Origin of the sequence: Lunatimonas salinarum, assembly GCF_017811155.1 — a bacterium.
GTDB classification, from domain to species: domain Bacteria; phylum Bacteroidota; class Bacteroidia; order Cytophagales; family Cyclobacteriaceae; genus Lunatimonas; species Lunatimonas salinarum.
In genome coordinates, this window is the sequence record NZ_JACVCV010000016.1 from 11,900 (window position 1) to 36,171 (window position 24,272).

Consider the following 24,272-nt stretch of genomic DNA (forward strand, 5'->3'; position numbering starts at 1 on the left):
TTCCGCTTTCCCACCCGGGAACCTAAATAGATTCTCCCCGGTAACCTGCCCGTTGCAGCGCCGATTTCACTGTTTCTTCTGGCAAGTCTCCAGCTACTTCCAGGATACGGTCGGGATGACTCAGGTCTACTTTCCACTGGTTTGGTGCGATTTTGTCCATTTCGGGGGTAATGCTGGCCACGCAGGCGCCACATTTCACATTTGTCTTAAGCTTGATCATGATAGAATTGTTTTTAGTTTGCGAATTTTAATCTCAGGCTGTTGCTAACGACTGAAACTGAGCTCAGGGCCATGGCGGCTCCGGCGATCATCGGATTCAGCAAAAAGCCAAAAGCGGGGAACAGCACCCCCGCGGCTACCGGTATGCCGATGATGTTGTAAATAAAGGCCCAGAACAGGTTCTGATGGATGGTGCGGACGGTCTTTTTGGAGAGCCTGAGTAACTTGGGGATTTCCGACAGGGTTGAATGCATCAGGGTAGCCTTGGCTACGTCCATGGCGATGTCCGTTCCCTTGCCCATTGCGATGCTGAGGTCAGCGAGCACCAACGCCTCACTGTCGTTGATTCCATCCCCCGCCATGGCAACCCGTTTGCCTTCGTCTTTGAGCTGTTCGATATAGGCAGCCTTATCACTGGGCAGGGCCTGACTGCGCACTTTGGAAATGCCAACCTGTCTGGCGATGTGTGCAGCGGTTTTTTCATTGTCACCGGTCAGCATGTGTACCTCAATGCCCATCTGTATCAGTTCACGTATGGCTTCCCTAGAATCTTCCTTGATGGGATCTGCAATCCCTATCACGGCCAGAACCTCCGAAGGATTGGCGAAGTAGATTACGATCATTCCTTGCCCAAGGAGAGCGTGGGCCTGTGCCTGTAGCTCGGTTGAAAGTTGACAACCCTGGCTTTTCAGCCAAGTGATGCTGCCAGCAAGGTACGTTTTTCCTGCGATTTCCCCGCTGACACCCTTTCCAGTGACCGACTGGAAGCCAGAAACCTTTGGACGGTTAGCGGGTTCGTTGGAGAAGTAGTCTGTCAGCGCAACGGCTAAGGGGTGTTCACTGCGGGATTCCAGGGCGGCTAATGCCTGGCCCAGTTCGGTGCTTTCCGCAGGGTGTTGCCAGTGTACCACCCGCACCTCAGGTTTGCCGGCAGTGATGGTGCCCGTTTTGTCCAATACCAAGGTGTCTATCTGTTTGCCCAGTTCCAGGCTTTCGGCGTCCTTTACCAGTATCCCCATGGAGGCAGCCTTTCCGATCCCAACCATGATGGCGGTGGGCGTGGCTAGCCCTAAGGCACAGGGACAAGCAATGACCAATACCGTGATCATGGATAGCATGCCCATCAGGTAGGCACCGGTCAACATCCAGACCACAAAGGTGAGCAAGGAGATGGCGAGGACGGCAGGCACAAAGATGGCCGTCACCTTGTCTACTGTTCGCTGTATAGGTGCTTTGGAGCTTTGTGCGGCTTTTACCCGCTGGATAATGCCGGCCAGAAGTGTATGGGCGGAGCTTTCTGTTACCAGCACCTCCATGCGGCCTGCTTGGTTGATGGTTCCGGCAAACACCTTTTCTCCCGAAACCTTTCGGACGGGGAGGGGTTCTCCGGTAAGCATACTTTCGTCCACGAAGGAATCGCCTTCCGTCACGGTCCCGTCTAGGGGGATTTTTTGTCCCGGTTTGACAAGAATAAGTTCACCCTTTCTGACTTCTTCCACGGCCTTTTCGATCTCTTGGGTTTCTGCTAGTACCCAAACCCGGTCGGGTTGTAGGCTCATGAGTTTTTTCAGCGCTTCCCCGGTGCCCGCCTTTGCGCCGGATTCCAATGTTCGTCCAAGTAAGATAAAAAATACAATGACTGCAGCAGTTTCGAAATACACATGTGGCTCCATCCCTCGGCTGAGCAAGACCTGTGGAAATAGGGTGTTGAACGTACTGTAGGAATAGGCGATGCCCGTACTTAGTGCCACGAGTGAGTCCATATTTGCCTTGCCCATCCGTGTTTGGTTGGCTGCATTGATAAAAAAGCTTCTTCCAAAATAGAAAAGAACGGGTGTGGTGAGTAGCCAAGATAGTTCATTCCCATAAGGCATGTGCATCCAAAACATGCCGATCATAAAAACAGGTAGGGCAAGAAGCCCTGCAGCAAGGGTGTTTCGTTTTAGCTGCTGAAACGCCCTCTTTTGGATTCCTTCCAAGTCCTTTTGTTCTTGTTCCTCTATAAGCAGGTCGTATCCAATGGATTTTACCAACTGCCGCAATTCAGTCAAGTTGGCAGGGTGATCCGGATCCAAAGTGATCACCGCTGAATGGCTGGCGTAATTCACCCGTACATCAGATACGCCGGGTGCTTGCGAGAGCATCGACTCCACACTGCCGGCACAAGCCGCGCAGCTCATTCCGGTGACGGGTAATTCAATTTCTTGGGTCATGATAGGCAAAGGATTCATTAGATTACAAAGGTAACTGTTGGAATGCAGGGACTTTCATAGAATTTTTGAAAGAGTTTATACGTCCACATTGCCATTCAAGAAATTCACCCTGGCCATTTGCAGGTTGTAACGGGCGATACCCAAAAAAATGATAACTTTACGGAGCATGAACAGATGAACTATACCGCTCACTTTAGAGTTTTCATCCATATTCGAAAAGTTAAACCGCATACCCTTACATGAAGCAATCTGCCGTCGATCCCGCGTGTACCTCGTTGTTTTCGCCCCTTTTTCTCGATTATTTAGATCAAAAAGAAGCCTTAAAACCCTTCTATTCTTTTTTTCCGGAGCTTTCCAATTTTGGTCAAGCTATTCAGGGAAGACGGTTTTCTACCGGTAACCGGGAGGTATTGGCAGACGAGCTGGCACGGCAGTACGAGAATCTACCCGATCGCGGAGTAGTAGATCAACAGATCAGGCTGCTGCAGGAGGATCGTACGTTCACAGTCACTACAGGCCACCAACTGAATTTGATGACAGGCCCTTTGTACTTCATTTATAAGATAGTCTCCACCATCAATCTGGCCAAAAAGCTGAAGACAGCCTATCCCGAATACGAATTTGTTCCCGTATACTGGATGGCTTCAGAAGATCATGACTTTGCAGAGATCAACCATTTCGTATTTGATGGCAAAAAGTATGCATGGGAGAGCGATCAAACAGGCCCGGTTGGCGCATTTCAGATTGACGCGTCTTTACAGGAGCTGCTTGCTGACCTGCGTTTTTTGCCCGAGTTCTTCCGAAAAGCGTACCTCGAGTCTGCGAATCTGTCAGAGGCTGTCCGGAAATATGTCCACTATTTGTTTGGGGCGGAGGGTCTATTGGTGTTGGATGCAAGCAGTGCGCCCTTAAAGCGTCTCTTTAAACCGGTAATCGAGGATGACCTCCTTACTCAGCGAGCCAATGAACTGGTCAAGCTCCAAAACGATAGCTTGCAATCGCTTGGTTATAAGACCCAGATTTACCCTCGGGAAATCAACTTTTTCTATATGAAAGAAGGGTTACGGGAGCGCATTGTCCGCGCCGGAAGCCGGTTTGAGGTAGTAGGAACGGAGTTGTCATGGACGGAGCAGGAACTGATGGCGGAGTTGGAAGCCCATCCAGCGCGTTTCAGTCCGAACGTGGTCATGCGTCCGTTGTACCAAGAGGTGATTCTCCCCAATATCGCCTATTTGGGCGGTCCGGCGGAAGTCGCCTACTGGTTCCAGCTCAAGGGGGTATTTGATCATTATCAAGTAGATTATCCCGCTGTGATGCCGCGAAATTTTGGGCTAATCGTGCCCAAGGTAGTATCCAGGAAGATAGCAGCTTTGGGATTGTCCAAAGAGGATTTGTTTAAATCTTTTGACGAATTGCGGATCTCCTATACCATTGCCCATGCGGAAGCGGACGTGTTGTTAGGTTCAGAGCATGTGGAGCTGAAAGATTTATTCGGAAGATTAGAGGAACGTTTGTCGGCAGTCGATCCAACGTTGGGTCCGGCGGTTCTGGCAGCGGAAAGGAGGGGACTTTCGATCCTTCAGCAACTTTCGGTTAAGCTTCGCAAGGCGGAGGAGCGGAAGCATCAGGAATCGATCCGTAGGTTATTGGAGATCAAAGAAGCGCTATTCCCAGGAGGGGTGCCCCAGGAACGAAGGGAGAATTTCCTCCATTTTTATCTCGGACATGAGGCGATCATTTCAGAATTTCTTTCCACCTTTGATCCGTTGGATTTCCGGGTTGTAGTGATGGAATTGGATGATTGAGGGTAAAGATAGCATACGGAGGCGATACAAAAAGAAGCGGGCAGATTTAGGCCCCGAGCAGAGGGCTGCGTTAAGTGGTCAATTGATAGCGCAGGCCATGGCCTTCCTTGCCAGTCGGGGTCAGGTACGGCATATTCACTTATTTTTACCCATTGCCCGCTTGTACGAGGTAGATACCACCCTATTGATAGACCGGCTAGTTGAAAGTGGCAGAAAACTGTATACCTCGGTCACGGACTTTTCGGCCAAGAAAATGCAAACGGTTTCCCTTGTGCCGGGGACGAAGTGGGAGGAAGATGAGAGGGGTATTCCGGTGCCGTCTAATTTTCAGGTGGTAGAACATGAAGGTCAAATTGATTTGGTGTTTTTGCCGCTTTTGGCATTTGATTTGGAGGGTTTTCGTATTGGCTATGGCATGGGCTACTACGATCAATTTTTGTCGCGCCTTCCGAATGGGGTATTGAAGGTGGGCCTGTCGTATTTTCCGGCAGAGGAACGCTTACCAAGGGAACACCACGATGTGCCCATGGATGCATGTATTTTACCGAAAGAAATTTTATATTTTATTAGATAACTAAACGTTTTATTATGAAGGAAAGAATCCTATTGATCGTGTTTGGGTTGTTGGTATTGACGCTGACTACCGAGGTGAAGGCACAGTCATATGCCACGGGCATAGGGCTACGTTCGGGTGTGAGTAATGGGTTGACGGTGAAGCATTTTATCGACACAGACCTGGCTATTGAAGGTATTTTGCACTCCCGTTGGAGAGGACTGGTGATCACGGGTTTGATCGAGAAGCACAAGGACATCTCCGAAGTACGCGGTTTGAGGTGGTTTTATGGTGGGGGTGCCCATATAGGTTCCTGGAATGGCAACCGTAATCCTCCGTGGGCGGATTCATCGTTTAGCGGTGGCACCGTATTCGGGTTAGATGGTATCATCGGGTTGGATTACATTTTTACCGGTGCGCCGATTAACCTTTCGTTGGATTATAAGCCGGCATTCAACATTACCAACAATGCCGGATTTTGGGGGGATGAGGTCGCACTTTCGATCCGCTTCGCATTTTGATGCAGGGGATAAAAAAAATCCGGAGGAAATTTCATCTTTTCTCCGGATTTTTTGTTTCGATTAGGTTTTCACGTTAGCCTTGCGGCACCAGTTTGATCAGTAGGCCTGTTGCCTCGGTTACGGCATAGATGTACCCATCCGGGCTTTGGGCCACGTGGCGAACCCTGCCAATGTCCTGAAGGAGTCTTTCTTCATTGATAAATTGGGTGCCTTGTAATTGTACTCGGTTGATATGTTGCTTGGCCAGTGCGCCTACCAATAGGTTACCTTTCCAAGAGGGGTATTTATCCGAAGTAACCAAGACCGCTCCACAAGGGGCGATAGAGGGTCTCCAGAAGTGGATAGGCTGCTCCAATCCTGTACGGACGGTATCCTCCGTAATGATTGTATCGTCGTAGTTGATGCCGTAGGTTATTTCTGGCCAGCCGTAATTCTTGCCCTTTTGGATTAGGTTGATTTCGTCACCTCCCTTCGGTCCGTGTTCGATGCCCCAGATTCTGTCGGAGGAGGCATCGTATACCAATCCTTGAGGATTTCGGTTGCCATAGGTCCAGATTGATGGGATGGCATCGGGCTCGTTTACAAATGGGTTGTCAGAGGGGATGCGTCCATCGTCGTGGATTCGGTGAATCTTTCCATGGGAGTTTTTCAGTGTTTGGGCGTTTTCCGGATTGGCTCCGCGCTCCCCGTTGCTAAAAAACAAGTAGTTGTCCTTATCAAAGATGATTCGGCTACCAAAGTGCCTTCCGCCTTCTACAGCCGGTGTGGTGATGATCAGATCTTCCTGTTCTACCAGTCGGTTGCCATCCAGTTTAGCCCGCATGATGGCCGTGGCCCCGCCGCCTTCTACCGGTTTGGCATAGGCGATGTAGATCCATCCGTTATGGGTATAATCCGGGTGGATTTGAATGTCTAACAGGCCCGCCTGATTGACTGCATGGACGGCCGGCACACCTTCTAATTTATGGCCGGTGAAGGCATCGTTTTCAAAAACCAGAATTTCGCCTTTGCGTTCTGTGACCAACATTCTGCCATCCGGCAACCAGGTCATGCCCCATGGGTTTTCTAGTTCCGTGTACAGCGTGTCCACTTTGATGACGTGTTTTTCGGTTGTCACCGCAAAGGGGTCGATTTCGATAACAGCCTCGGATGTTTTTTCTTCGCAGGAAGAAAAGGCGATGATTGCCAGTAGGATAAAATGTAAGGAATGGTTTATTTTCATCTGTTTATAATTTGTTCTTTAGCGGTCAGATGGAATCTCGCACGAATTACAATCGTCCCTCCGTGTGTCGCTTGCGTCGTGCTCGATTTCATGTGTCTATAATTGTTTTTCAGTGGTAACGTCGAACTTCGGTATATAAAGCAGTAGTCAATGTGCGTATCCCGCATGTTCCTGCCGGTTTGCCGTTGAAGGAAACGTATTTTACGGTGTATTGACCTTATTTAACCTGATCCATTGGTTTCCAATACACTTCGATTGGCAAAGGTAACCAATTCCCGGAAATAATTTGGGTTTGGGTGTAGGCCATTTCTTACGCATATACGTGACTTCTGCGGGAATTTCGGCATGTGGTCTTATACGGTTCACTAGCTTCTTCCCCCATGGCCTTTTGGGTAGCTTTTTTAGCTATGATTACGCCTGTAGAGTTGGAGATTTAGGGTCTAAGGTTCGATTTTTGAGTCCTTCACATGGGTGAAGTTTTTTCTTTTACCATTTCACATATAATATTCTGTAATTTACGGTATTAAATCTGCTTTATATTTATTTTTTAACTATATATTGAAAATATACAAAATAATATTTTGATTTGTACTCGATATTCTATACATTTAGTAAGTGTCAGTGATTAGCGATGGCAGGGGAGTTGTCCCTTAATTATTGTGATCATGGACAGGATTGAGGGTGAATTTGATGAGGGAAGACGAAGGGCGAGATAGGTGGGCGGTCATGCAATGTTCAAATTGATTTTACCCGATTTTTCCTACGATTCACCTTTCAAAATGGGCGGTTAATCGAATATTCCCGGAATTCGCCAGACTTGTATCGATATTTGGGATATCAAAACTGAACAGCTAAAAGGATAAAATTATGAATAAGGCAATTATCTATCGTTGGGGGGGAATTTTTATGACAGTCGCCGTGCTGTCGTTTACCTCCTGTATGCCGGATCCGATTGAAGAGGGTCCGAGTGACATTGTGGAAACCCCTCTATCGGGGTTGGTGGCCAGTGAAGCGTTTGAATGGTCTACCTTTAAGGAAGTAGAGGTTTCCGTGACTGGTTTGCCACTACCTGCCCTAGTGGAAAGAAGACTTACCTTAATGACAGGTGATGGGGATGTGTTCTTTTCCGGTCTTCAGTCGATGTCGGAGGATTTCAAGATGGTGTTTTCCCTACCCAATCACATCTCTACCCTGAAAATGACATACGGGGAGATCGAAAAGGAAGTGACCATCGAATCTGCCAAGGTGGTGTTGGATTACTTAGTAGCATTGGACAATGCAGATTTGGACGAATAGAACCCTACAAAAGACATTTATTATGAAGAAGATCACATATATTCTATTGGGTTTGCTTGTTGGCTTTCAAACGGCCTTTGGGCAGAATACCCTCGAAAACGATGCAGAGGCTGGCAGCAGGGATATTTATGCTGCGCAGTGTTGGGCTTTTGGTGCGGTGACGGCAAGTAATTCAGCAAGTACTTTGATATCAGGAAGTTATAGTTTTCGGACTAATCAAGTTACGAGCGACCTAAATACCTCTACTTGGATCAAAAGCCCTTGGATTCAGCCCTTGGAAGGTGCTATTACATTCAATGCAAGGCTGGATGGTACTCAGGGAGGAAATCGTTCCATCTTGATTCAATACATTCCCTACGACGAAAGCAGTGCAAATGGGGAGGGTACTGAGGTGTTGTTTCACCAATACGATTTTCCCAATCCTATCACCAATCAAACAGTAGGAAGAGAAGTCAGCGCCGCTATTCCGGCAGCTATCATTGGTAAGCCACATAAGATTTTCATCAGCTTTGTTGGAACGGGCGGCACTGCACGTATTGGGCTGGATGATTTGGTGATTCCCGGTATTTATTTCTCTGATCCATCAAATGGCTGTACAATAGAGAAGACCGTAAAGGATGCCGATGGAGATGGTGTAGCCGATGCCGAAGATGCGTATCCGGAAGATCCCTATCGGGCATTTGATAACCCATTCCCTGCAAAGGGTTTCAGCACCTTGATGTTTGAAGACTTGTGGCCTGCCTTGGGAGATTACGATTTCAATGACTTGGTGGTAGATTACCGCATCAATCGTGTGACCGATGCCAAAGGCGAAATCGTGGAGGTGATTGCTGAACTCAAGACGAGGGCTGCGGGTGCGGGTTATCGAAATGGGTTTGGAATCGAATTTACCGGGGTAGCTCCTTCCAAGGTTATTGGAGTGGAAGGAACGAAAATCAAAGGAGGTTCCATTCACCAATTCGAGGCAAATGGGCTGGAATCAAATACGAGGTTTGTCACAGTGATTGCCTTTGATGACGTATACAATGTGCTGCCGCACCTTGGCCAAGGTACTACAGGGGTGAATACCACTCCGGGAGGTCCGTTTCAGGAGGTTACGCTTCAGCAAGTGGTGATAACCTTCAAAAAGGATGGAATAGCCGGTTCTGGGGGTGCTGCGAAGTTGAGTGACATCACCCATGCTAATTTCAATCCTTTCCTGATAGCGAACCAAAAGAGAGGCTACGAGATCCATTTGCCCTTCAAGCCAGCGACAAGTTTGGCGGATCCAAGTTTGTTTGGAACCATCGATGACAATGCCATGGTTGGTGCTAGGGCTAGAAGCAATTATCGAAGCAAAAACGGAAATCTACCTTGGGCATTGGATATAGCGGAGAACATCCCCTACCTTCAGGAAGGTAATAATTTTACCAAAGGATACCTGAAGTTTACAGACTGGGTAAAGTCGAATGGTAGCATGTATGCAGATTGGTATTTGGACGAGTCGGGCTATCGCAACAGGGAGGCTCTCTTAGATATCAAGTAAGGATGCGGGGTCGTCAATAGGTAGGGGTTTACCTACTATGGTAATTTTGATATGAATTGTTAAAAAGAACAGGGGATACACTTAGCTCCTGTTCTTTTTATTGGGTGAAAATTAAAATTTTGTTTAGCTTTGTCCAAGTGAGCATGTCAAGCTTAGGGGGCATTTAAGAACCAATCGCATAAGTTGTCACACGAGAAGCATGCCTTTTTGATGGGTCGGGTTTTTTCGGTGTTTTATGGAATGTAGGGGAATAGTTTTTAATAAGGGAATATGATGAGTGATATCAAAGATTTAATCAGTAGATCAGTGGGTTTGATCACGATTTTCAAAGCTGCTGTGGTTTTATTTTTTTGCTTTCAAGCCAGTGTTCTGCTCGGCCAAAGTATCGTGGTGACAGAAAACCAGAACAATATACCTATTGTGGAACTGACCTTGGAAGTGGATGGACAGGAGATTGTACAGGTTTCCGCGGAAGGGAATATTAACCCTACTCCAGCAAATGTCCCGGTAGTCATCAAGTCAGTTAAGGTAGCGGAGGATCGAAATATCTTCGCCACTACCAGGCGGCCGATAGTTACCAATCCAAACCCCCTACTAGGGACGGAACAGATACCAGCGAATGCGGTGCAAATCATTAATTTTGACAATCAAAACATATCGCACCGGGATCCGACTTTTTTGGCTAGGTTTGAGGATGCCGTTTCAGTACCGGATTTGCGGACGTATTGGGACATCAGCTTTCAACCGTCCATTCCCAGAGGTGAGCAGTTTGTTGACTTGATCTATCCGGATCAGGTAGTAACCAACGGTTTTCTGTTGTATACCGAACGATTTGGGAACTCAGCGACCGACTTTATTGCATTGGGAAGAAATGGAGAACCCATCCCAGGGGCGAATTTGGTTCAAGTGCGAGGTTGGCAATGGGATACCGGTGTAAATCACGTTTCCAACGTTTCCGAACAAAGTCAGTGGCTGATCCTGTTTTCCCCTTCCATTTTTGAATCCAGCGAGCCAATATTCGGCATACGCGTGATCAGTACGAATGAACCCGATGGAAAGATTGTCTTTTTCGTAAACTCGGTTTCTGCTACACCGGATTTGGTAGAGCGGGTTAACAGTGAAATAGGAGGTGAAAGCATCGTAAACGTCCTTGACAACGACGAGCTAAACGGATTGCCTTTGGTTCCCATTGATGTACAACTGAGCATTTTGGAGCCCTTTGGAACAGACCAAGTGATCTTGAATGCGGATGGTTCGGTAGATGTGCTACCCAATACTCCTCCAGGTGTATACACCGCTACCTATCAAATCCGAGCAGGGGACGGCGAAATTTCTACCGCAGACATAACCATTGAGGTGATCGAGTACATCCCTATTGCAGGAGAAGATTTTGTGGCACTGGACAATAGTCTGGGGCAGGAGGCTGCTGTAAATGTCTTACAAAACGATTTATTGAACGGCTTGCCAGCTACTGCTGAAAGTGTGTTGCTGACGGAGGTGACCAATGAGACGGGAGGAATTCTCACACTCAATGCAGATGGTACAGTGGATGTAGCGGTCGGTGTTCCTAACGGTATCTATACCCTGGTATATCAGATTTGCGACCGCGAAGACCCGGCGAAGTGTGATCAAGCAACAGTGACCGTTGCGGTTAATGAGACGGTGCTGCGAGCGATTGATGATGATTTTAGAAGGATTAACCTGAATGTGGGAGGGGTTGCTGGTAATGTGATTGCCAACGATTTGTTAAACAATCAACCCATCCCCCCGGGTAGAGTAGGGGCGACGATCACAGATAATGCAGGATTGATGGGTGTGTCCCTATCGGAGACCGGAGAGTTGGTTATCCCAGAAGGTCTTCCCGAGGGAATTTACACGTTGACTTACGATTTATTTGAATTGGTAAATACGGACAATCGGGATGAGGCTACGATAACCATCGAGCTAGTAGATCCCCAGATTAGGGCGGAGGACGACTCGGCAATCACCAACCAAAATGAGGCAGTAACCATACCGATTTTGGCTAATGACTTTATTTCTGTAGGGGAGTTGGTTTTGTCGACTCTTGCCGTGACCGTGCCCCCTGCAAATGGTACCGCCGCTATCAGTGCGGAGGGTACAGTGACGTACACCCCGATGGCCAACTTTTCAGGGCAGGATACCTTTACCTACCAAATATGTGGAGAGGAGCCAGGCGTATGTGATATTGCATTGGTGACGGTCACTGTGCAGCCGATATTAGTGGAATTACTCAAGGAGGCCGATGTCTCCGAGGCGCAGGTGGGAGATTTGGTAAATTATACGGTTGAAGTCACCAATAATTCGGTTTTTGAACTTTCGGAATTTGTAATCCAGGACCTCTTGCCATCTAATTTGGAGTTGGTGAGTTCTGAACCTGCACTAGGCAGTGACCTGGCGTGGAATTTGGGTGGGCTGGCAGCCGGTGTTTCCGTATCCTTTACCTTGCAGGTAAGGGCCCTATCCGAGGGGTCAGCGATAAATCAGGTCAGCATGGTTCTTGGTGCCTATCAAAACACCCAAGCCGCAGATCCGGTAATCATTGGGCCAAGGCAAGTCGACCTAGTTGTCTCAAAAACGTCTTTTGAGGCGGAGATTTTTGAGGGAAATGAATTTGAATACGAAATTCAGCTATCTAACGTAGGGGACCGTATGGCGACCGATGTCCAATTGGTAGATAATCTGCCAGCGGGCTTGGTATTCCTTGGGTTTACTTCGGTAGATTTCACCGGAGCGCCCAGCGTTTCCGCAAATGCCATCACCTGGACGGTACCTGTGGTGAATCCGGGGCAGACAATGCGCTTCCGAATCCGTGCGCAAGCCACCCAAGTAGGGCAGATTACCAATACCGTTCGATTTACCCTAGGTGAAGGGCAGGAATTGCTGACTTCAACGGCAGAAGCAACTGACATCAACAATGTTCGGGCATTTTTTATACCGAATGTAATTACTCCAGGTCGAATGGACGGGAAAAATGACCGGTTCGTAATCGGTGGAGTAGATCGATTTGCCTACAGCAAGCTGACCATTTTTAACCGAAATGGGGATCATGTCTTAGAGCGTGAAAATTACGCCAATGACTGGTCAGCCGACGGCTTACAAGCCGGATCCTACTACTACGTACTCACTACGAGGGATTCGGACGGAACGGAGCGCACATTTAAGGGCTGGGTACAGGTTATTCGGTAGGACAAACACGTAGAGGCAATAGAAAGAAAAATAAACCTGATTTTTGGTTTACACGCAGTAAGTAACAGACCGGGAATCGTAATTAAGTAGGAGGAATGAAAGAGACTTTTAGAATTTTATGCGTGGTGTGGGTAGCGCTTGGCTTGGTCGTTGGAAATCTCCAAGCGCAGCAACTCCCCCAATTTAGCCAATACATGTTCAATGGCTTACATATCAACCCGGCCTATGCGGGCTACAAGGGGGAACATTATATACAATCGACCTATCGAAGTCAATGGGTGGACTTTCCGGGCGCACCGAAGACGTTCACTGCCACCGGAGATTTCAGCGCCAATGAGGGACGTATGGGCTTTGGGGCATCCTTTATGACCGATCAGTTTGGGCCCGCAAAGACAAACGCTATCATGGCATCCTATGCGTACCGAATTCAAACAGGTGAAGATTCCTATTTGGGGCTGGGAGCCAGTGCAGGGGCTATTGAATATGCCATTGATGGAAGCCTTTTTAATCCGGGTGATCTAGATGATCCCGATGTGCCACAAGGTGTGCTGAACGCCTTCACTCCCAACCTGAATACGGGTGTGTTTTTCCACACCCCGAGGTTTTATGCAGGAGTAAGTGCTTATAATTTGGTGGGAAGGCAGAAGTTGGCAGATGAAGGGCTGGCCTTGGCCTACCATAACTTGCACTATTATGTAACGATGGGCGGATTGTTTCCGCTTTCAGAAAAAGTGCAGTTCAAGCCTTCCTTTCTGGTGCGTCATTCCGATACAGGGCCTACTAACGTGGACTTGAACGGCATGGTGCTGTTTGTGGAAAGAATCTGGGTGGGTGCATCGTACCGTACCAATGTAAAGGTCAACAGTGGATTGCCGGAGGATCTTTCTTCCCGAAACGCGCTTTCGTTTATCTTGGAACTTTTTGCGTTGGATAATCTGAGATTGGGCTATGCCTACGATTTGCAAAACAACGTATTGAGCGGTTTGCGGAATAATTCCCATGAATTTTCCGTGGGCTATTACATCGCTCCGAGGAAAGTTAATATGAAAAACCCCAGATGGTTCTGATTATGAAAAAGATTTTTACCTATTTATTCAGCATAACGGTACTATACTGTTTTTCAACACCGGTCTTAGGTCAAACAGGTGCTCTTCGCTACGCAGATGCCCGCATGAAAGAGGGAAATCTCAAGGAAGCGGCATTGGGCTATGAGGACGCATATAAGCGAAAGCCCTCTTACCGGGCGGCAGTTGGTGCTGCAGAAGCCTATTCACTGCTGAGGGATTACCCAAAGGCGTACCAGTATCGGAAAAATGCCATGAGCCATCCGCAGGCAAGCAAAGAGGATGTATTGCAGTTCGTTGCAGCCACCAACCAACAAGGAGACCTGGAGGCGGTTTTTAAGGCATTGGACTCACTGTCTTATTCAGTAAACGGCCCAATTTCGAATCTCCATTTGGATTCGCTCCGCAAATGGTATGGCACTGCGGCAAATGCCGAGTTGGTCAGCGTTAAGGAAATTAATACCGCTAGTACGGAATACGGTATAGTCCGTGATGCGGCTGGGAATACTTATTTCTCATCAGATAGGGGAGGTGCCGCTGCATTGAGGGCCAAAAAGGCGCTTCGATTTGATCGTTCCAGCGTTTATTACGATCGGGCTGTTGATTTTACCGGCCGGAATTTCCTGGGCATATACAGATTGAATGCCGCTGGGTCGGAGGTGAAAATGATTGACATTCCTGTGCCAAGTCATTTGCATGCGTCCGATCCTACTTTTTTGACCGAAAAGTCCTTGATGTTTTATTCTGTAACCCGGCAGGTTAAGTCGAAGGGAGATTACACGGTGCATCCGGAAATATTCTACAGCAAGATCGATAGCGAAGGCAAATTGACAGATTACGTTTCCTTTGTCTCCAACAACGCGCTGGAATACGGATTGATTACCCCCTATGTGGATGAGGCTGCCAAGCGCCTGTATTTCGCCTCCGATATGCCGGGGGGACAAGGGGGCTATGACCTTTACTATGTCACTTACGATCTTGATTTGAATTTTAGTGATCCGGTCAACCTAGGCCCCAGCATCAATACCCCCGGTCACGAGCGGGATCCTTATGTAGCAGGCAATGAATTTTATTTTTCTTCGAATGGGCATCCTGGTTTGGGTGGGCAGGACTTGTTTGTTGCATCCCTTCGAAACGGTCGTGTAGTAGGCGTAAAAAACCTGGGCATACCCATCAATTCGCCTCAGGATGACCTCAAGATATTCAAAGGGAAAGCTTCGTCGGTTTATGTGGCATCCAATCGAAGCCAAGGCTTAGACGATGTCTACGTATTGCAGGAGTTGTTTAAAAAGCTCCAGGCGGTAGTCATTGACTGTGAAGGTGAATCGATAGCGGGTGACCTGCAAGTGGTAATCGCTGATAAGCAATCTAAAGTGAATCAGTCGGTGGACGTAGCTGGCAACGGTACTTTTACAGCGCAGTTGGCACCAGATGCGGATTTTGAGCTGTCGATCCGAAAGCCAGGATATTTCGCACTTCTTGGCGAGGCGCTAAGTAGCAAGGGGGTGCAGGGCGAAGGAATGCAAAAATCGTATAAGCTGATCAGAATTCCTTACCAAGCGCCCGTCTACACGGATTTGATCTATTATAATTTGGACCAATCTGCCATTCGTAAGGATGCGGAACCCATCCTTACGAAGGTAGCCGAATTGCTTAAATCCTACTCCTTTATAGATATTTCTGTCGATTCCCATACGGATGCACGTGCGTCTGACGAATACAATCAGGCGCTAAGTGAACGAAGGGCCAATGCAGTGCGTGATTTCTTGAGTCAGTACGGTATCGCCCGCTCTAGGGTAAAAGCCAATTGGTATGGTAAAACCCAGTTAGTCAACGACTGTGGGGAGGGCGTACCTTGTCCAGAGCAGGATCATCAGTTAAACAGAAGAAGTGAGTTGGTACTGTATGCTTTTCCGGAGATAGACCGAGCCTATGATATTCCATCGGAATTGGTTGGGGTAGATCTGTGTGAGCCTGCCAATCTTCAGATTCCCATGGAACTGCCCGTGGTTTATTTTGGGTTTGATCGGGCCGATTTAAGTGCGGCAGACAAGCAGTCTTTGGAGCGAGTGGTTTTGATGCTTCGGCACATGGTTAATCAGCGGCTTCAAATTACCGGACATACCGATTCCAGAGGGCCTGATGCTTACAATGAATCACTTTCGGAGAAGCGTGCAGTGGTTGTAAAGAGCTATTTAGAAAAGCGCGGAATCGCCAGCGAACGCGTGGTTTACGACTTTTTTGGGAAACTTCGGCCGGTGAATAATTGTGAAACAGTAGCATGTTCCGAAGCAATGCATCGGATTAACCGGCGAACCGAACTGTCCCTCCCGGAGCTAAACAAAGATTGGACCAAGGGTCAACGATAGCAAATTAAGGAGTGGCGCAGGATGTCTAGTCGTTCGCTAAAGGTTCTGCGTGGGCTCGGATTGGAAAGATGACCTATTCAGTTGGGTTTCTCCCGGGTAGATACCAAAAAATAGAAAGGAGGCTGTCTTAGATCATAAAGACAGCCTCCTCTTTTTATGCTTGAGTTTTACGGGGATCCGGTTTTTCAATTGTCGTTTAATGTAAGCAGGGTACTTGGAGTGGTGTAGGGAATCGCCACCAATGTCTGTATAATACTCCGTTTGGTGTCCTCAAACGCTACCTTGTTTTCTTCGGAGATCGGTTCTGCTGGGGGGATTTTTTCTTTCAGCCAATCGACTTGCTTTCCATGCTTCCAAAAGCGAAAGCAAAGGTGCGGGCCGGTAGCCAAACCGGTACTGCCTACATAGCCGATTACCTGCCCCTGACGTACGCGGGTGCCTGCCTTGATGCCCGAGCCGAACTTAGACATGTGCAGGTATTGGGTGGTATAGGTGGCGTTATGCTTGATTTTTACGTAGTTGCCATTGCCACCGCTGTATCCTGCCTCCACAACGGTTCCGTCGCCTACGGATCGGATCTCTGTACCGGTGGGCGCCGCGTAATCGGTGCCCAGATGGGGCTTGTAGCGTTTTTGTACCGGATGAAACCGATTGAGGTTGTAACGGGAACTGATGCGGGTGAATTTTAAGGGGTCCCTAAGAAAGGCTTTTTTAAGACTTTCCCCGTGTTGATCGAAGTAGGACATTTCCCCGTTTTGAACAAACGGAATTGCATGATAGGGTTCTCCCATATGTTCAAAATAAGCAGCTTCGATGTCTTCTATGCCGACGATGTTTCCTTCTATGCTTTTTTCGTTGAATATTACCTTAAACTTATCGCCCTTCTGCAGCCGTTGGAAGTCCACTACCCAACCATATAAGTCTGCAAATTGATCAATCAGGTCGGGCGTCAAACCTAGCTCCACCATATTTACATAAAGGGACTTGCTAATGGTGCCACCGATTTCCCGCCTGCTGATCTGTACCGGTTTGCTTTCTTTGTACACATTGGCGTCGTCCAATTTGAAAACCACAAACTCCGTGGGGTTTGGCTCATAAATGAAATATTGGGCCAAGAGCGTATCCTTTGGGGTGAGGACCGTGAATTTTTTATTGAATGCGATTCGTCTCACATCAAAGATGTCTTTCGATTTTTTGGCAATCTCATCAATCATCTGATAGGAGACATTGAATGGGCTTAGAATGGTGGACAGCGTCTGATTACGTTCTACGGTGCCTTCGATAATCTCAAAATTATCGACATTGATTCCAAAAAGTAGGTTTTCCTCTTCCTCGATGATTTCTTCCGGGAGTTCATTTACCACGTAATCCTGCTCCAGAGATGTGTAATAATGGTAAAAGGCAAATGCAGATGCTAGCAATAAAAAAGATCCTAGGGCTGTCCAAATGTATTTCATGTGTGGAATGTGGGTTTAATGGCGATAAACGAACTACAAAAGAAGGTTTTTTTTCGGTAAAAGTGCAACTATTTTGAATTAATTTTATAATTGAACTAGGATAAACTTTGTATTTCGGTGTAGTAAACTCCATGTTGAATTGCTATCTTTGGCGATTCAATTTGACAAAAAGCGAATCTGACATGTTAAGGACACATACTTGCGGTGAATTACGTATCTCGGATATTAACAAAGAAGTCGTTTTAGCCGGCTGGGTGCAGCGGGTCAGAAATAAAGGTGGTCTTATTTGGGTGGATCTCCGCGATCGATATGGGCTTACTCAGCTTATTTTTGAGGAAGGTAGTGGGAATTTGTCGCTGTTGGAAAAAGCGGCCTCGCTTGGGCGGGAATTTGTGGTTCAGGCAAAAGGTACCGTAATCGAACGTGCAGCCAAAAATGACCGGATTCCGACGGGTGATATCGAAGTAAGGCCTCATGAACTGAACGTGCTGAATCCAGCCAAGGTGCCTCCCTTTATCATCGAGGATGAAACCGATGGGGGAGAGGATTTACGCATGAAATACCGTTACTTGGACTTGCGGAGAAATGTGATACGTGAAAAGCTACAGCTACGGCACCGCATGATGCAGGAAACCCGAAAATACATGGATGGGGAGCATTTCATTGAAGTGGAAACCCCGGTTTTGATCAAATCCACTCCAGAAGGAGCCCGGGATTTTGTGGTACCCAGCCGGATTAATCCGGGTGAGTTTTATGCTTTGCCCCAATCTCCACAGACTTTCAAACAGCTATTGATGGTCAGTGGATTTGACCGGTATTTTCAGATAGTGAAATGTTTTCGGGACGAGGATCTTCGGGCAGATCGGCAGCCGGAGTTTACGCAGATAGATTGTGAAATGGCCTTCGTGGAGCAAGAGGATATCCTACAAACATTCGAGGGTCTGATAAGGCATCTTTTTGCCACCGTGAAAGGGGTGGAATTAGGTGAGGTGGCACGCATGAGCTATGCAGATGCGATGAAATATTACGGCAACGATAAGCCAGACCTTCGTTTTGGCATGCCGTTTTCGGAGCTGAATGATTTGGCGCAGGGAAAGGGCTTCTCGATTTTTGACCAGGCGGAGCTCGTGGTGGGTTTTTGTGCCTCCGGGGCAGGAGAGTATACCCGGAAGCAGGTCGATGCCCTAACCGATTGGGTGCGACGCCCTCAGATTGGGGCAAAGGGCCTAGTTTATGTCAAATGCAATGCGGATGGTACCTTTAAGTCGTCGGTAGATAAGTTTTACGGACAGGAAGATTTGAGAGCATGGGCCGACAGAATGGGGGCTGAAGCAGGTGATTTAATGCTTATTCTATCCGGCGAATCCGCTGCGACCCGCAAGCAGCTTTCCGAGTTGCGGCTGAAGATGGGAGAAGACCTGGGTTTGCGGGACCGAAACGTATTCAAACCACTTTGGGTATTGGATTTCCCCCTATTGGAGTGGGACGAGGAAACGCAGCGTTACCATGCCATGCACCATCCCTTTACTTCTCCAAAGAAAGAGGATTTTGGCCTATTGGATTCAGATCCAGGGTCGGTGCGGGCCAATGCCTATGATTTGGTGATTAACGGTGTCGAGATTGGAGGCGGGTCGATTCGTATTCACGACCGAGGGATGCAACAAACGATGTTTAGGCACCTCGGTTTCACAGAAGAAGAGGCCAAAGCGCAATTTGGCTTTTTGATGGAAGCTTTTGAATACGGGGCGCCTCCACATGGAGGTATCGCTTTCGGTTTCGATAGGCTGTGTGCGATTTTTGGGGGAAGTGATTCCATCCGCGATTACATTGCTTTTCCAAAGAATAATTCGGGTCGGGACGTCATGATTGATTCTCCAAGTCCCATTGCTGCTGCACAATTGGAAGAGCTGAGCATTTCCCTTGCGCCAAAGAAGTCCTAAATCACGCTGTGCGGGAATGTTGTAATGCTTGTTAGCAGATAAGAGCTACTAAAAATACGCCTTGGATGATCCCAGGGCTTATTTTTTTATGGCGATCAAGTGGCTGCGTATACCCATCACGATGAGTAATTGGGCCATTGTATAGGTGCCCATAATGAGTATGCCGGCATCGTCTATGGGTTGGAAGAAGCGGTTGAGAGCCAATATTGAATCCGAAACCAAGAAAAGTGCAGCTCCTAAAAATACCTGCCAAAAACTGGCGGCGTTTGTTTTTCCGAATCGTTCCCTAGCCATGGTTACCATCATCACGATGACCATGATGTAGATGACCATGGGAATTTGAAGATCCTGAAGGTTTTTGCGTATTAGGAAATAGACAAATGCGGCAGCAATGTAAATGGGTAAGTTAAAAAAGAACGTCCGTACAAAATTGACGTTCAAGGGGTTGAAACCTTGGTTTTGGGTGAGTTTAAAGGCAACGATATAGCAGATATGAGTCATTAGGAAAGCACCTAGGCCAAAGAGGAATAGATTTGGAAATAGCAATAGGGTGTCTCCGGCGATGGAAAAGATCAAGCCGGCGGCCACACTCTTTCGTAGGATGCTGCCCTTGATGCTGTTTGTGCTGGTCAAAAAATAGAACAGCAGGCCTGTGACAATCAGAGGCTTGCTCGCATAACGGAACTGCGGTTCTCCCTGTGTGACAAAAGCCATGTCTGCGATGGCAGCCAATAGGAATAAGTAGAGCCAAGCGATTCCTTTACGGTACATAAGGTGGGATGAGTTGGTGGAGGATAAAGATAGAGATAAAAAAATACCGGCTCGAATGATCGGGTAATATTCTATTTGGAAAAGACAAAAAACCAACTCTAGATCCAATTGGCATGGATGGTATTCTGCTTTTTTTGATAGTTTTTTGAGTAAAATCCAATGAAAAATTTGTTTTTTCAGCAAACTAAGGGGGTAGAAATATTTCCTTTGTCGATTTGTTTTACCTGAATGTTAATTACTTTTGCATTGAGAACGCCAAACTTAACAATTTCCCAAAACGTTTGCGCTCGGCAAATCCTACCTTTGCACTGCCCAAAAAACCTTGATTCGCTTTAGCAGTTATCTATTCTTGATTATAACTATAAACAACATGAGGCAAAATTTACTGAGAAATTTATTTGGGATGTTCGTATTGACGGTACTTACGGTCAATGCCGGACTTGCACAGGTGACCACTAGTTTCCTTCAGGGGATTATTAGTGATGCCGACGGTGAATCGCTCCCCGGAGCAAACATTGTGGCTATCCATGAGCCTTCGGGTACTCGCTATGGAGCTGTTTCTAACATGGATGGTAGATTTACACTCCCAAACCTGCGGACCGGCGGCCCTTATACTGTTCAGGTTAGTTTTATCGGGTTCAGATCCCAATCCTACACAGATATTAATCTGAAGCTTGGTGAGCCCTATTCCTTGAATGTTGTGCTTCAGGATGACAGCGCAGACTTGTCAGAGGTGGTTATTTCAGCTTCCAGGTCCAGTGATTTTACTTCGTCTAGGACAGGTGCTGCCACGAACGTGAGTAACGAACAGATCAATTCATTGCCGACTATCCAGCGAAGCTTAACCGATTTTACAAGGCTTACGCCCCAGGCCAACGGAAATAGTTTTGCGGGCAGAGATGGTAGGTATAACAATGTGCAGATTGACGGGGCAAACTTTAACAATGGCTTTGGCCTTAGTGATGGATTGCTTCCAGGAGGTAGGTCTCAGCCGATCTCATTGGATGCCATAGAAGAAATAACGGTAAATATCGCCCCGTTTGATGTTCGCCAGAGCGGGTTTACCGGCGCGGGTGTAAATGCGATTACCCGTAGCGGAACCAACTCTTTTGAAGGGTCAGCGTTTGGTTTTTTCAGAAATCAGGATTACAACGGCAGACGGGTAGGTAGCCTCGAGCTAGACGAACAGGATCAGGCATCCACCCGTATAATGGGATTCCGATTAGGAGGCCCCATCATTAAGAATAAGCTATTCTTTTTCGTGAATGCCGAGCAAACCAGAAACGAAGGAACCAACCCAGGTGCAGTAAACCTATGGAAGCCTTCACAAGACGGAGTAGCCATTCCAGATCAAAATATTGCACGGACAAGAGAGTCTGATCTGATCGCAGTACGGGATCACCTGATAAATCAATGGAACTATGATCCCGGACGATACGAAGGATATGCCAACGATGCCGGTGACGAAAGCCTGTCACTGTTTGCCAGATTGGATTGGAACATCAATGACAAACATAAATTGTCGGCGAGATTTAGCAATGTACGTGGATCACGTAGTTCACTCGTAAACGGAAGCTCAGGGCCAAGGCCAAGATCCGGTACCAACAGGGTGAGTGACCAATCTATCGCGTTCGAGTCCACACAGTATGGTATAGATGATATCGTGGATTCCTATGCGATCGAATTGAGTAGCTATTTCACGCCCAAGCTTTCCAATCAGTTTATCGCCTCTTATTCAAAAATCCAGGCAACCCGATCGTCGTTTAGCCCAAGGGTGTTCCCTACCATTGATATTGGTTTTGGTATAGAAACAAATCCAGAGACGGGATTGCCTGACGGACACAGTAATTACATCACAGCCGGTTATGATCCGTTTACATTCGGAAACGATGTGATCAACAATAACTTTAACTTTGTAAACAACCTGACCTATATCGAGGGGAAACACGAAATTACTGCAGGAGCGGCTTTTGAATCCCAAAATTTCGGTAACCAGTTTTTAAGATTGGGTGCGTCCTATTACCGGTATAGAACTGTAGAGGATTTTCTGACCACCGGTACCCCAAATGAAGTGGCGCCTATCATGTTTGGTGTCACCTATCCTTACGAAGGGGCAGATACCTATGGTGGAATTACACTGGGAACCGCAGGGCTTTACATTCAAGACAAAATCAATGTTAATCAAAAGCTGGACTTGACAGTTGGTTTGCGTGGAGAGATGGCCTTATTCATGAACCAGTTGACCACAAATCCAGAAATTGATGCGCTTCAATTCCGCTCCATCGATGGTGGAACGAAGAATTACCGTTCGGGGGAGTGGCCTAAATCCAGACTTAATCTTAGCCCAAGGGTCGGTTTTAATTACGATGTGTACGGAGACGGCGCACTCAAACTGCGAGGGGGTACCGGTATTTTCTTTGGTAACATTCCTTTTGTTTGGTTTACTAACATGCCTTCCGGTGCCGGTGGATATCAAAACAATGTAGAGCCTAATACCTATGCGGAAATCCAAGGATGGATCGGAAATATTCGATTTAATCCAGACCAATACCACTGGCCAAATAACCCCCCTGCAGGTGCGGAGGATGTTTTTATCAGAAGTGCAGAAGGTGGAGTTCCCAGTACGATTGCCTTGGTAGACGATGATTTTAGAATGCCAAGTGTGTGGAGAAGCAGCCTTGGTTTAGACTACAAGGTTCCGTCTCTCCCTATCACCCTTACCACAGACCTGATGTATACGCGGGATGTGAACGCAGTCTATCAGTTCTTGGCCAACAGGGCAGAGGCTACGGAATTTATCAATAACGGAAACGACAATCGGGAGTTTTATCCCAACGGTGCAACAAGATTCAATTCCGCGGTTGGGCCTAATAGTGTGTTTATCCTGTCTAATACACAGGAAAAAGGAAATATCTTCAATGCAACGTTTGGTGCCTCGGTGAATACCAACAAAGGATTATTTGGTTCTTTAGCGTACACCTACACCTATGCAGACGAAGTTTCCAGCAACCCCGGGTCATCTGCCAATTCGGCTTTTGCTGGGCCAAACATTAACAATCCAAATCAGCAGATGCTGTACAACTCGTTCTTTGCGGTACCCCACCGGATTGTAGGAAGCGTTTCGTACCGATTCAATTATTTCAATCATGCTGCGACTACCATATCCTTGTTTTACAACGGTTCGCATCAGGGAAGATTTAGCTATCGGTACCTGAACGACGTAAACAACGATGGTATAAACTCGGATCTACTCTATATACCGGCAAATGATAGCGAGATTAATTTCGCAGATATCGTTTCAGGAGGAACGGTACGGTTTACGGCGGCGGAACAATTGGCAGCATTCAACAGGTACATCGAAAACGACGAATACCTTCGTAACAGAAGGGGACAATATGCGGAGAGAAATTCCAACTTAATCCCTTGGTTGAACAGAGTAGATTTTAGGTTACTTCAGGATGTTTTTACCGATATAGGAAGTAGGAAAAATACGCTTCAGCTTAGCTTGGATGTCCTCAATTTCGGAAACCTGATCAATTCGGATTGGGGAATTGCCAAAACACTAAACAATGCGCAGAACCTGCTTAATCCGGTAAGCGTGCAACAAAATGGTCCTTCCACGTTTAGGATGAATACGGTGACGGAAGGTGGCGTGACCGTTTTGCCGACTACCCCATTTAGAAACGTAACGACCACAAGCACAACCTGGAGCATGCAAATTGGGCTTCGATATATTTTCTAAGTCACAAATGACGATTTGAAAAAGAGAGGTCATTCCATTTTGGTTTGATCTCTCTTTGCTTAAAGTGTATTTCGAGAATTCGAAATGCCGTTGAGCGACAGTTGAATCAACAACCAACTATTTGTAATTTTATGTGTATATCTATTTTTGGGGCTTTAATTTTAACCGATATTAAAAAAAATTAATTAAAATATGGCAAAGCAAGTTGGTTTTGCCAACTTGTAAGCGGAAATTCAATAACAACCATTTGTGGCTGCTTGTAGCCACCTGTGTCTATTTACTTTATTTAAATGACTCAAATGGCTATTTTGCCATCTAATAAAGTGTAAGATTTCGGTTTTAAATTGCTCAGTAGAAACAAATAAAAT

General features: G+C 47.0%; 15 protein-coding genes. 10 read left to right on the forward strand and 5 right to left on the reverse strand.

Features of this window, described 5'->3' with window-relative positions:
- Nucleotides 1–22: 22 nt before the first annotated feature.
- Nucleotides 23–220 (reverse strand): heavy-metal-associated domain-containing protein, encoded by a 198-nt coding sequence (locus tag IAQ59_RS17385; RefSeq protein ID WP_209332120.1) that lies wholly within the window; start codon nt 218–220, stop codon nt 23–25.
- Between the two features lie 13 nt (nt 221–233).
- On the reverse strand, nt 234–2,432 hold the full coding sequence (locus IAQ59_RS17390; protein WP_209332121.1) for a heavy metal translocating P-type ATPase: 2,199 nt from the start codon (nt 2,430–2,432) through the stop codon (nt 234–236).
- Nucleotides 2,433–2,671: 239 nt separating this feature from the next.
- Here IAQ59_RS17390 and bshC point away from each other — a divergent pair, with 239 nt between their 5' ends.
- The 3 genes from bshC to IAQ59_RS17405 are packed head-to-tail and all read left to right on the forward strand — an operon-like array spanning nt 2,672 to nt 5,311.
- Nucleotides 2,672–4,237 carry a bacillithiol biosynthesis cysteine-adding enzyme BshC gene (gene bshC / locus IAQ59_RS17395; protein ID WP_209332122.1) on the forward strand — a complete coding sequence of 522 codons (1,566 nt, stop codon included), beginning with the start codon at nt 2,672–2,674 and terminating at the stop codon, nt 4,235–4,237.
- Entirely contained in the window at nt 4,230–4,811 is a 582-nt protein-coding gene (locus tag IAQ59_RS17400; protein WP_209332123.1) for a 5-formyltetrahydrofolate cyclo-ligase, read from the forward strand. The genes bshC and IAQ59_RS17400 overlap by 8 nt, the downstream gene beginning before the upstream one ends.
- Nucleotides 4,812–4,825: 14 nt before the next feature.
- The gene (locus IAQ59_RS17405; RefSeq protein ID WP_209332124.1) at nt 4,826–5,311 is read left to right on the forward strand and encodes a hypothetical protein; all 486 of its coding nucleotides are present in this window, start codon (nt 4,826–4,828) and stop codon (nt 5,309–5,311) included.
- 73 nt (nt 5,312–5,384) lie between these two features.
- Here the strand turns inward: IAQ59_RS17405 and IAQ59_RS17410 are convergent, their stop codons facing one another.
- Nucleotides 5,385–6,533, reverse strand: coding sequence for a PQQ-dependent sugar dehydrogenase (locus IAQ59_RS17410; RefSeq protein ID WP_209332125.1), 1,149 nt, complete (start codon nt 6,531–6,533; stop codon nt 5,385–5,387).
- Between the two features lie 867 nt (nt 6,534–7,400).
- Here IAQ59_RS17410 and IAQ59_RS17415 point away from each other — a divergent pair.
- The 5 genes from IAQ59_RS17415 to IAQ59_RS17435 all read left to right on the forward strand — a co-directional run bounded on the left by IAQ59_RS17415 (nt 7,401) and on the right by IAQ59_RS17435 (nt 15,994).
- Nucleotides 7,401–7,829 carry a hypothetical protein gene (locus tag IAQ59_RS17415; protein WP_209332126.1) on the forward strand — a complete coding sequence of 143 codons (429 nt, stop codon included), beginning with the start codon at nt 7,401–7,403 and terminating at the stop codon, nt 7,827–7,829.
- Between the two features lie 22 nt (nt 7,830–7,851).
- Entirely contained in the window at nt 7,852–9,354 is a 1,503-nt protein-coding gene (locus tag IAQ59_RS17420) for an LruC domain-containing protein (protein WP_209332127.1), read from the forward strand.
- 390 nt (nt 9,355–9,744) lie between these two features.
- Nucleotides 9,745–12,561 (forward strand): Ig-like domain-containing protein, encoded by a 2,817-nt coding sequence (locus IAQ59_RS17425; RefSeq protein WP_209332128.1) that lies wholly within the window; start codon nt 9,745–9,747, stop codon nt 12,559–12,561.
- Between the two features lie 95 nt (nt 12,562–12,656).
- On the forward strand, nt 12,657–13,628 hold the full coding sequence (locus IAQ59_RS17430; protein ID WP_209332129.1) for a PorP/SprF family type IX secretion system membrane protein: 972 nt from the start codon (nt 12,657–12,659) through the stop codon (nt 13,626–13,628).
- A 2-nt stretch (nt 13,629–13,630) separates the two neighbouring features.
- Nucleotides 13,631–15,994 (forward strand): OmpA family protein, encoded by a 2,364-nt coding sequence (locus IAQ59_RS17435; protein ID WP_209332130.1) that lies wholly within the window; start codon nt 13,631–13,633, stop codon nt 15,992–15,994.
- Nucleotides 15,995–16,179: 185 nt separating this feature from the next.
- On the opposite strand, the gene IAQ59_RS17440 is transcribed toward IAQ59_RS17435, so the two are convergent.
- Complete coding sequence (locus IAQ59_RS17440; RefSeq protein WP_209332131.1) at nt 16,180–17,451, reverse strand: M23 family metallopeptidase; 1,272 nt, start codon at nt 17,449–17,451, stop codon at nt 16,180–16,182.
- Between the two features lie 182 nt (nt 17,452–17,633).
- On the opposite strand from IAQ59_RS17440, the gene aspS reads away from it, so the two are divergent.
- Nucleotides 17,634–19,391 (forward strand): aspartate--tRNA ligase, encoded by a 1,758-nt coding sequence (gene aspS / locus IAQ59_RS17445; protein WP_209332132.1) that lies wholly within the window; start codon nt 17,634–17,636, stop codon nt 19,389–19,391.
- Nucleotides 19,392–19,469: 78 nt separating this feature from the next.
- Here aspS and IAQ59_RS17450 read toward each other — a convergent pair whose 3' ends face one another.
- Complete coding sequence (locus IAQ59_RS17450; protein WP_209332133.1) at nt 19,470–20,162, reverse strand: lysoplasmalogenase; 693 nt, start codon at nt 20,160–20,162, stop codon at nt 19,470–19,472.
- Between the two features lie 370 nt (nt 20,163–20,532).
- On the opposite strand from IAQ59_RS17450, the gene IAQ59_RS17455 reads away from it, so the two are divergent.
- On the forward strand, nt 20,533–23,904 hold the full coding sequence (locus IAQ59_RS17455; protein WP_209332134.1) for a TonB-dependent receptor: 3,372 nt from the start codon (nt 20,533–20,535) through the stop codon (nt 23,902–23,904).
- Nucleotides 23,905–24,272 lie beyond the last annotated feature (368 nt).

Bases quoted from the DNA above. Each gene is read 5' to 3' on its own strand.
- IAQ59_RS17385 (WP_209332120.1), bottom strand. From the start codon at position 220: ATGATCAAGCTTAAGACAAATGTGAAATGTGGCGCCTGCGTGGCCAGC.
- IAQ59_RS17390 (WP_209332121.1), bottom strand. From the start codon at position 2,432: ATGACCCAAGAAATTGAATTACCCGTCACCGGAATGAGCTGCGCGGCT.
- bshC (WP_209332122.1), top strand. From the start codon at position 2,672: ATGAAGCAATCTGCCGTCGATCCCGCGTGTACCTCGTTGTTTTCGCCC.
- IAQ59_RS17400 (WP_209332123.1), top strand. From the start codon at position 4,230: ATGATTGAGGGTAAAGATAGCATACGGAGGCGATACAAAAAGAAGCGG.
- IAQ59_RS17405 (WP_209332124.1), top strand. From the start codon at position 4,826: ATGAAGGAAAGAATCCTATTGATCGTGTTTGGGTTGTTGGTATTGACG.
- IAQ59_RS17410 (WP_209332125.1), bottom strand. From the start codon at position 6,533: ATGAAAATAAACCATTCCTTACATTTTATCCTACTGGCAATCATCGCC.
- IAQ59_RS17415 (WP_209332126.1), top strand. From the start codon at position 7,401: ATGAATAAGGCAATTATCTATCGTTGGGGGGGAATTTTTATGACAGTC.
- IAQ59_RS17420 (WP_209332127.1), top strand. From the start codon at position 7,852: ATGAAGAAGATCACATATATTCTATTGGGTTTGCTTGTTGGCTTTCAA.
- IAQ59_RS17430 (WP_209332129.1), top strand. From the start codon at position 12,657: ATGAAAGAGACTTTTAGAATTTTATGCGTGGTGTGGGTAGCGCTTGGC.
- IAQ59_RS17435 (WP_209332130.1), top strand. From the start codon at position 13,631: ATGAAAAAGATTTTTACCTATTTATTCAGCATAACGGTACTATACTGT.
- IAQ59_RS17440 (WP_209332131.1), bottom strand. From the start codon at position 17,451: ATGAAATACATTTGGACAGCCCTAGGATCTTTTTTATTGCTAGCATCT.
- aspS (WP_209332132.1), top strand. From the start codon at position 17,634: ATGTTAAGGACACATACTTGCGGTGAATTACGTATCTCGGATATTAAC.
- IAQ59_RS17450 (WP_209332133.1), bottom strand. From the start codon at position 20,162: ATGTACCGTAAAGGAATCGCTTGGCTCTACTTATTCCTATTGGCTGCC.
- IAQ59_RS17455 (WP_209332134.1), top strand. From the start codon at position 20,533: ATGAGGCAAAATTTACTGAGAAATTTATTTGGGATGTTCGTATTGACG.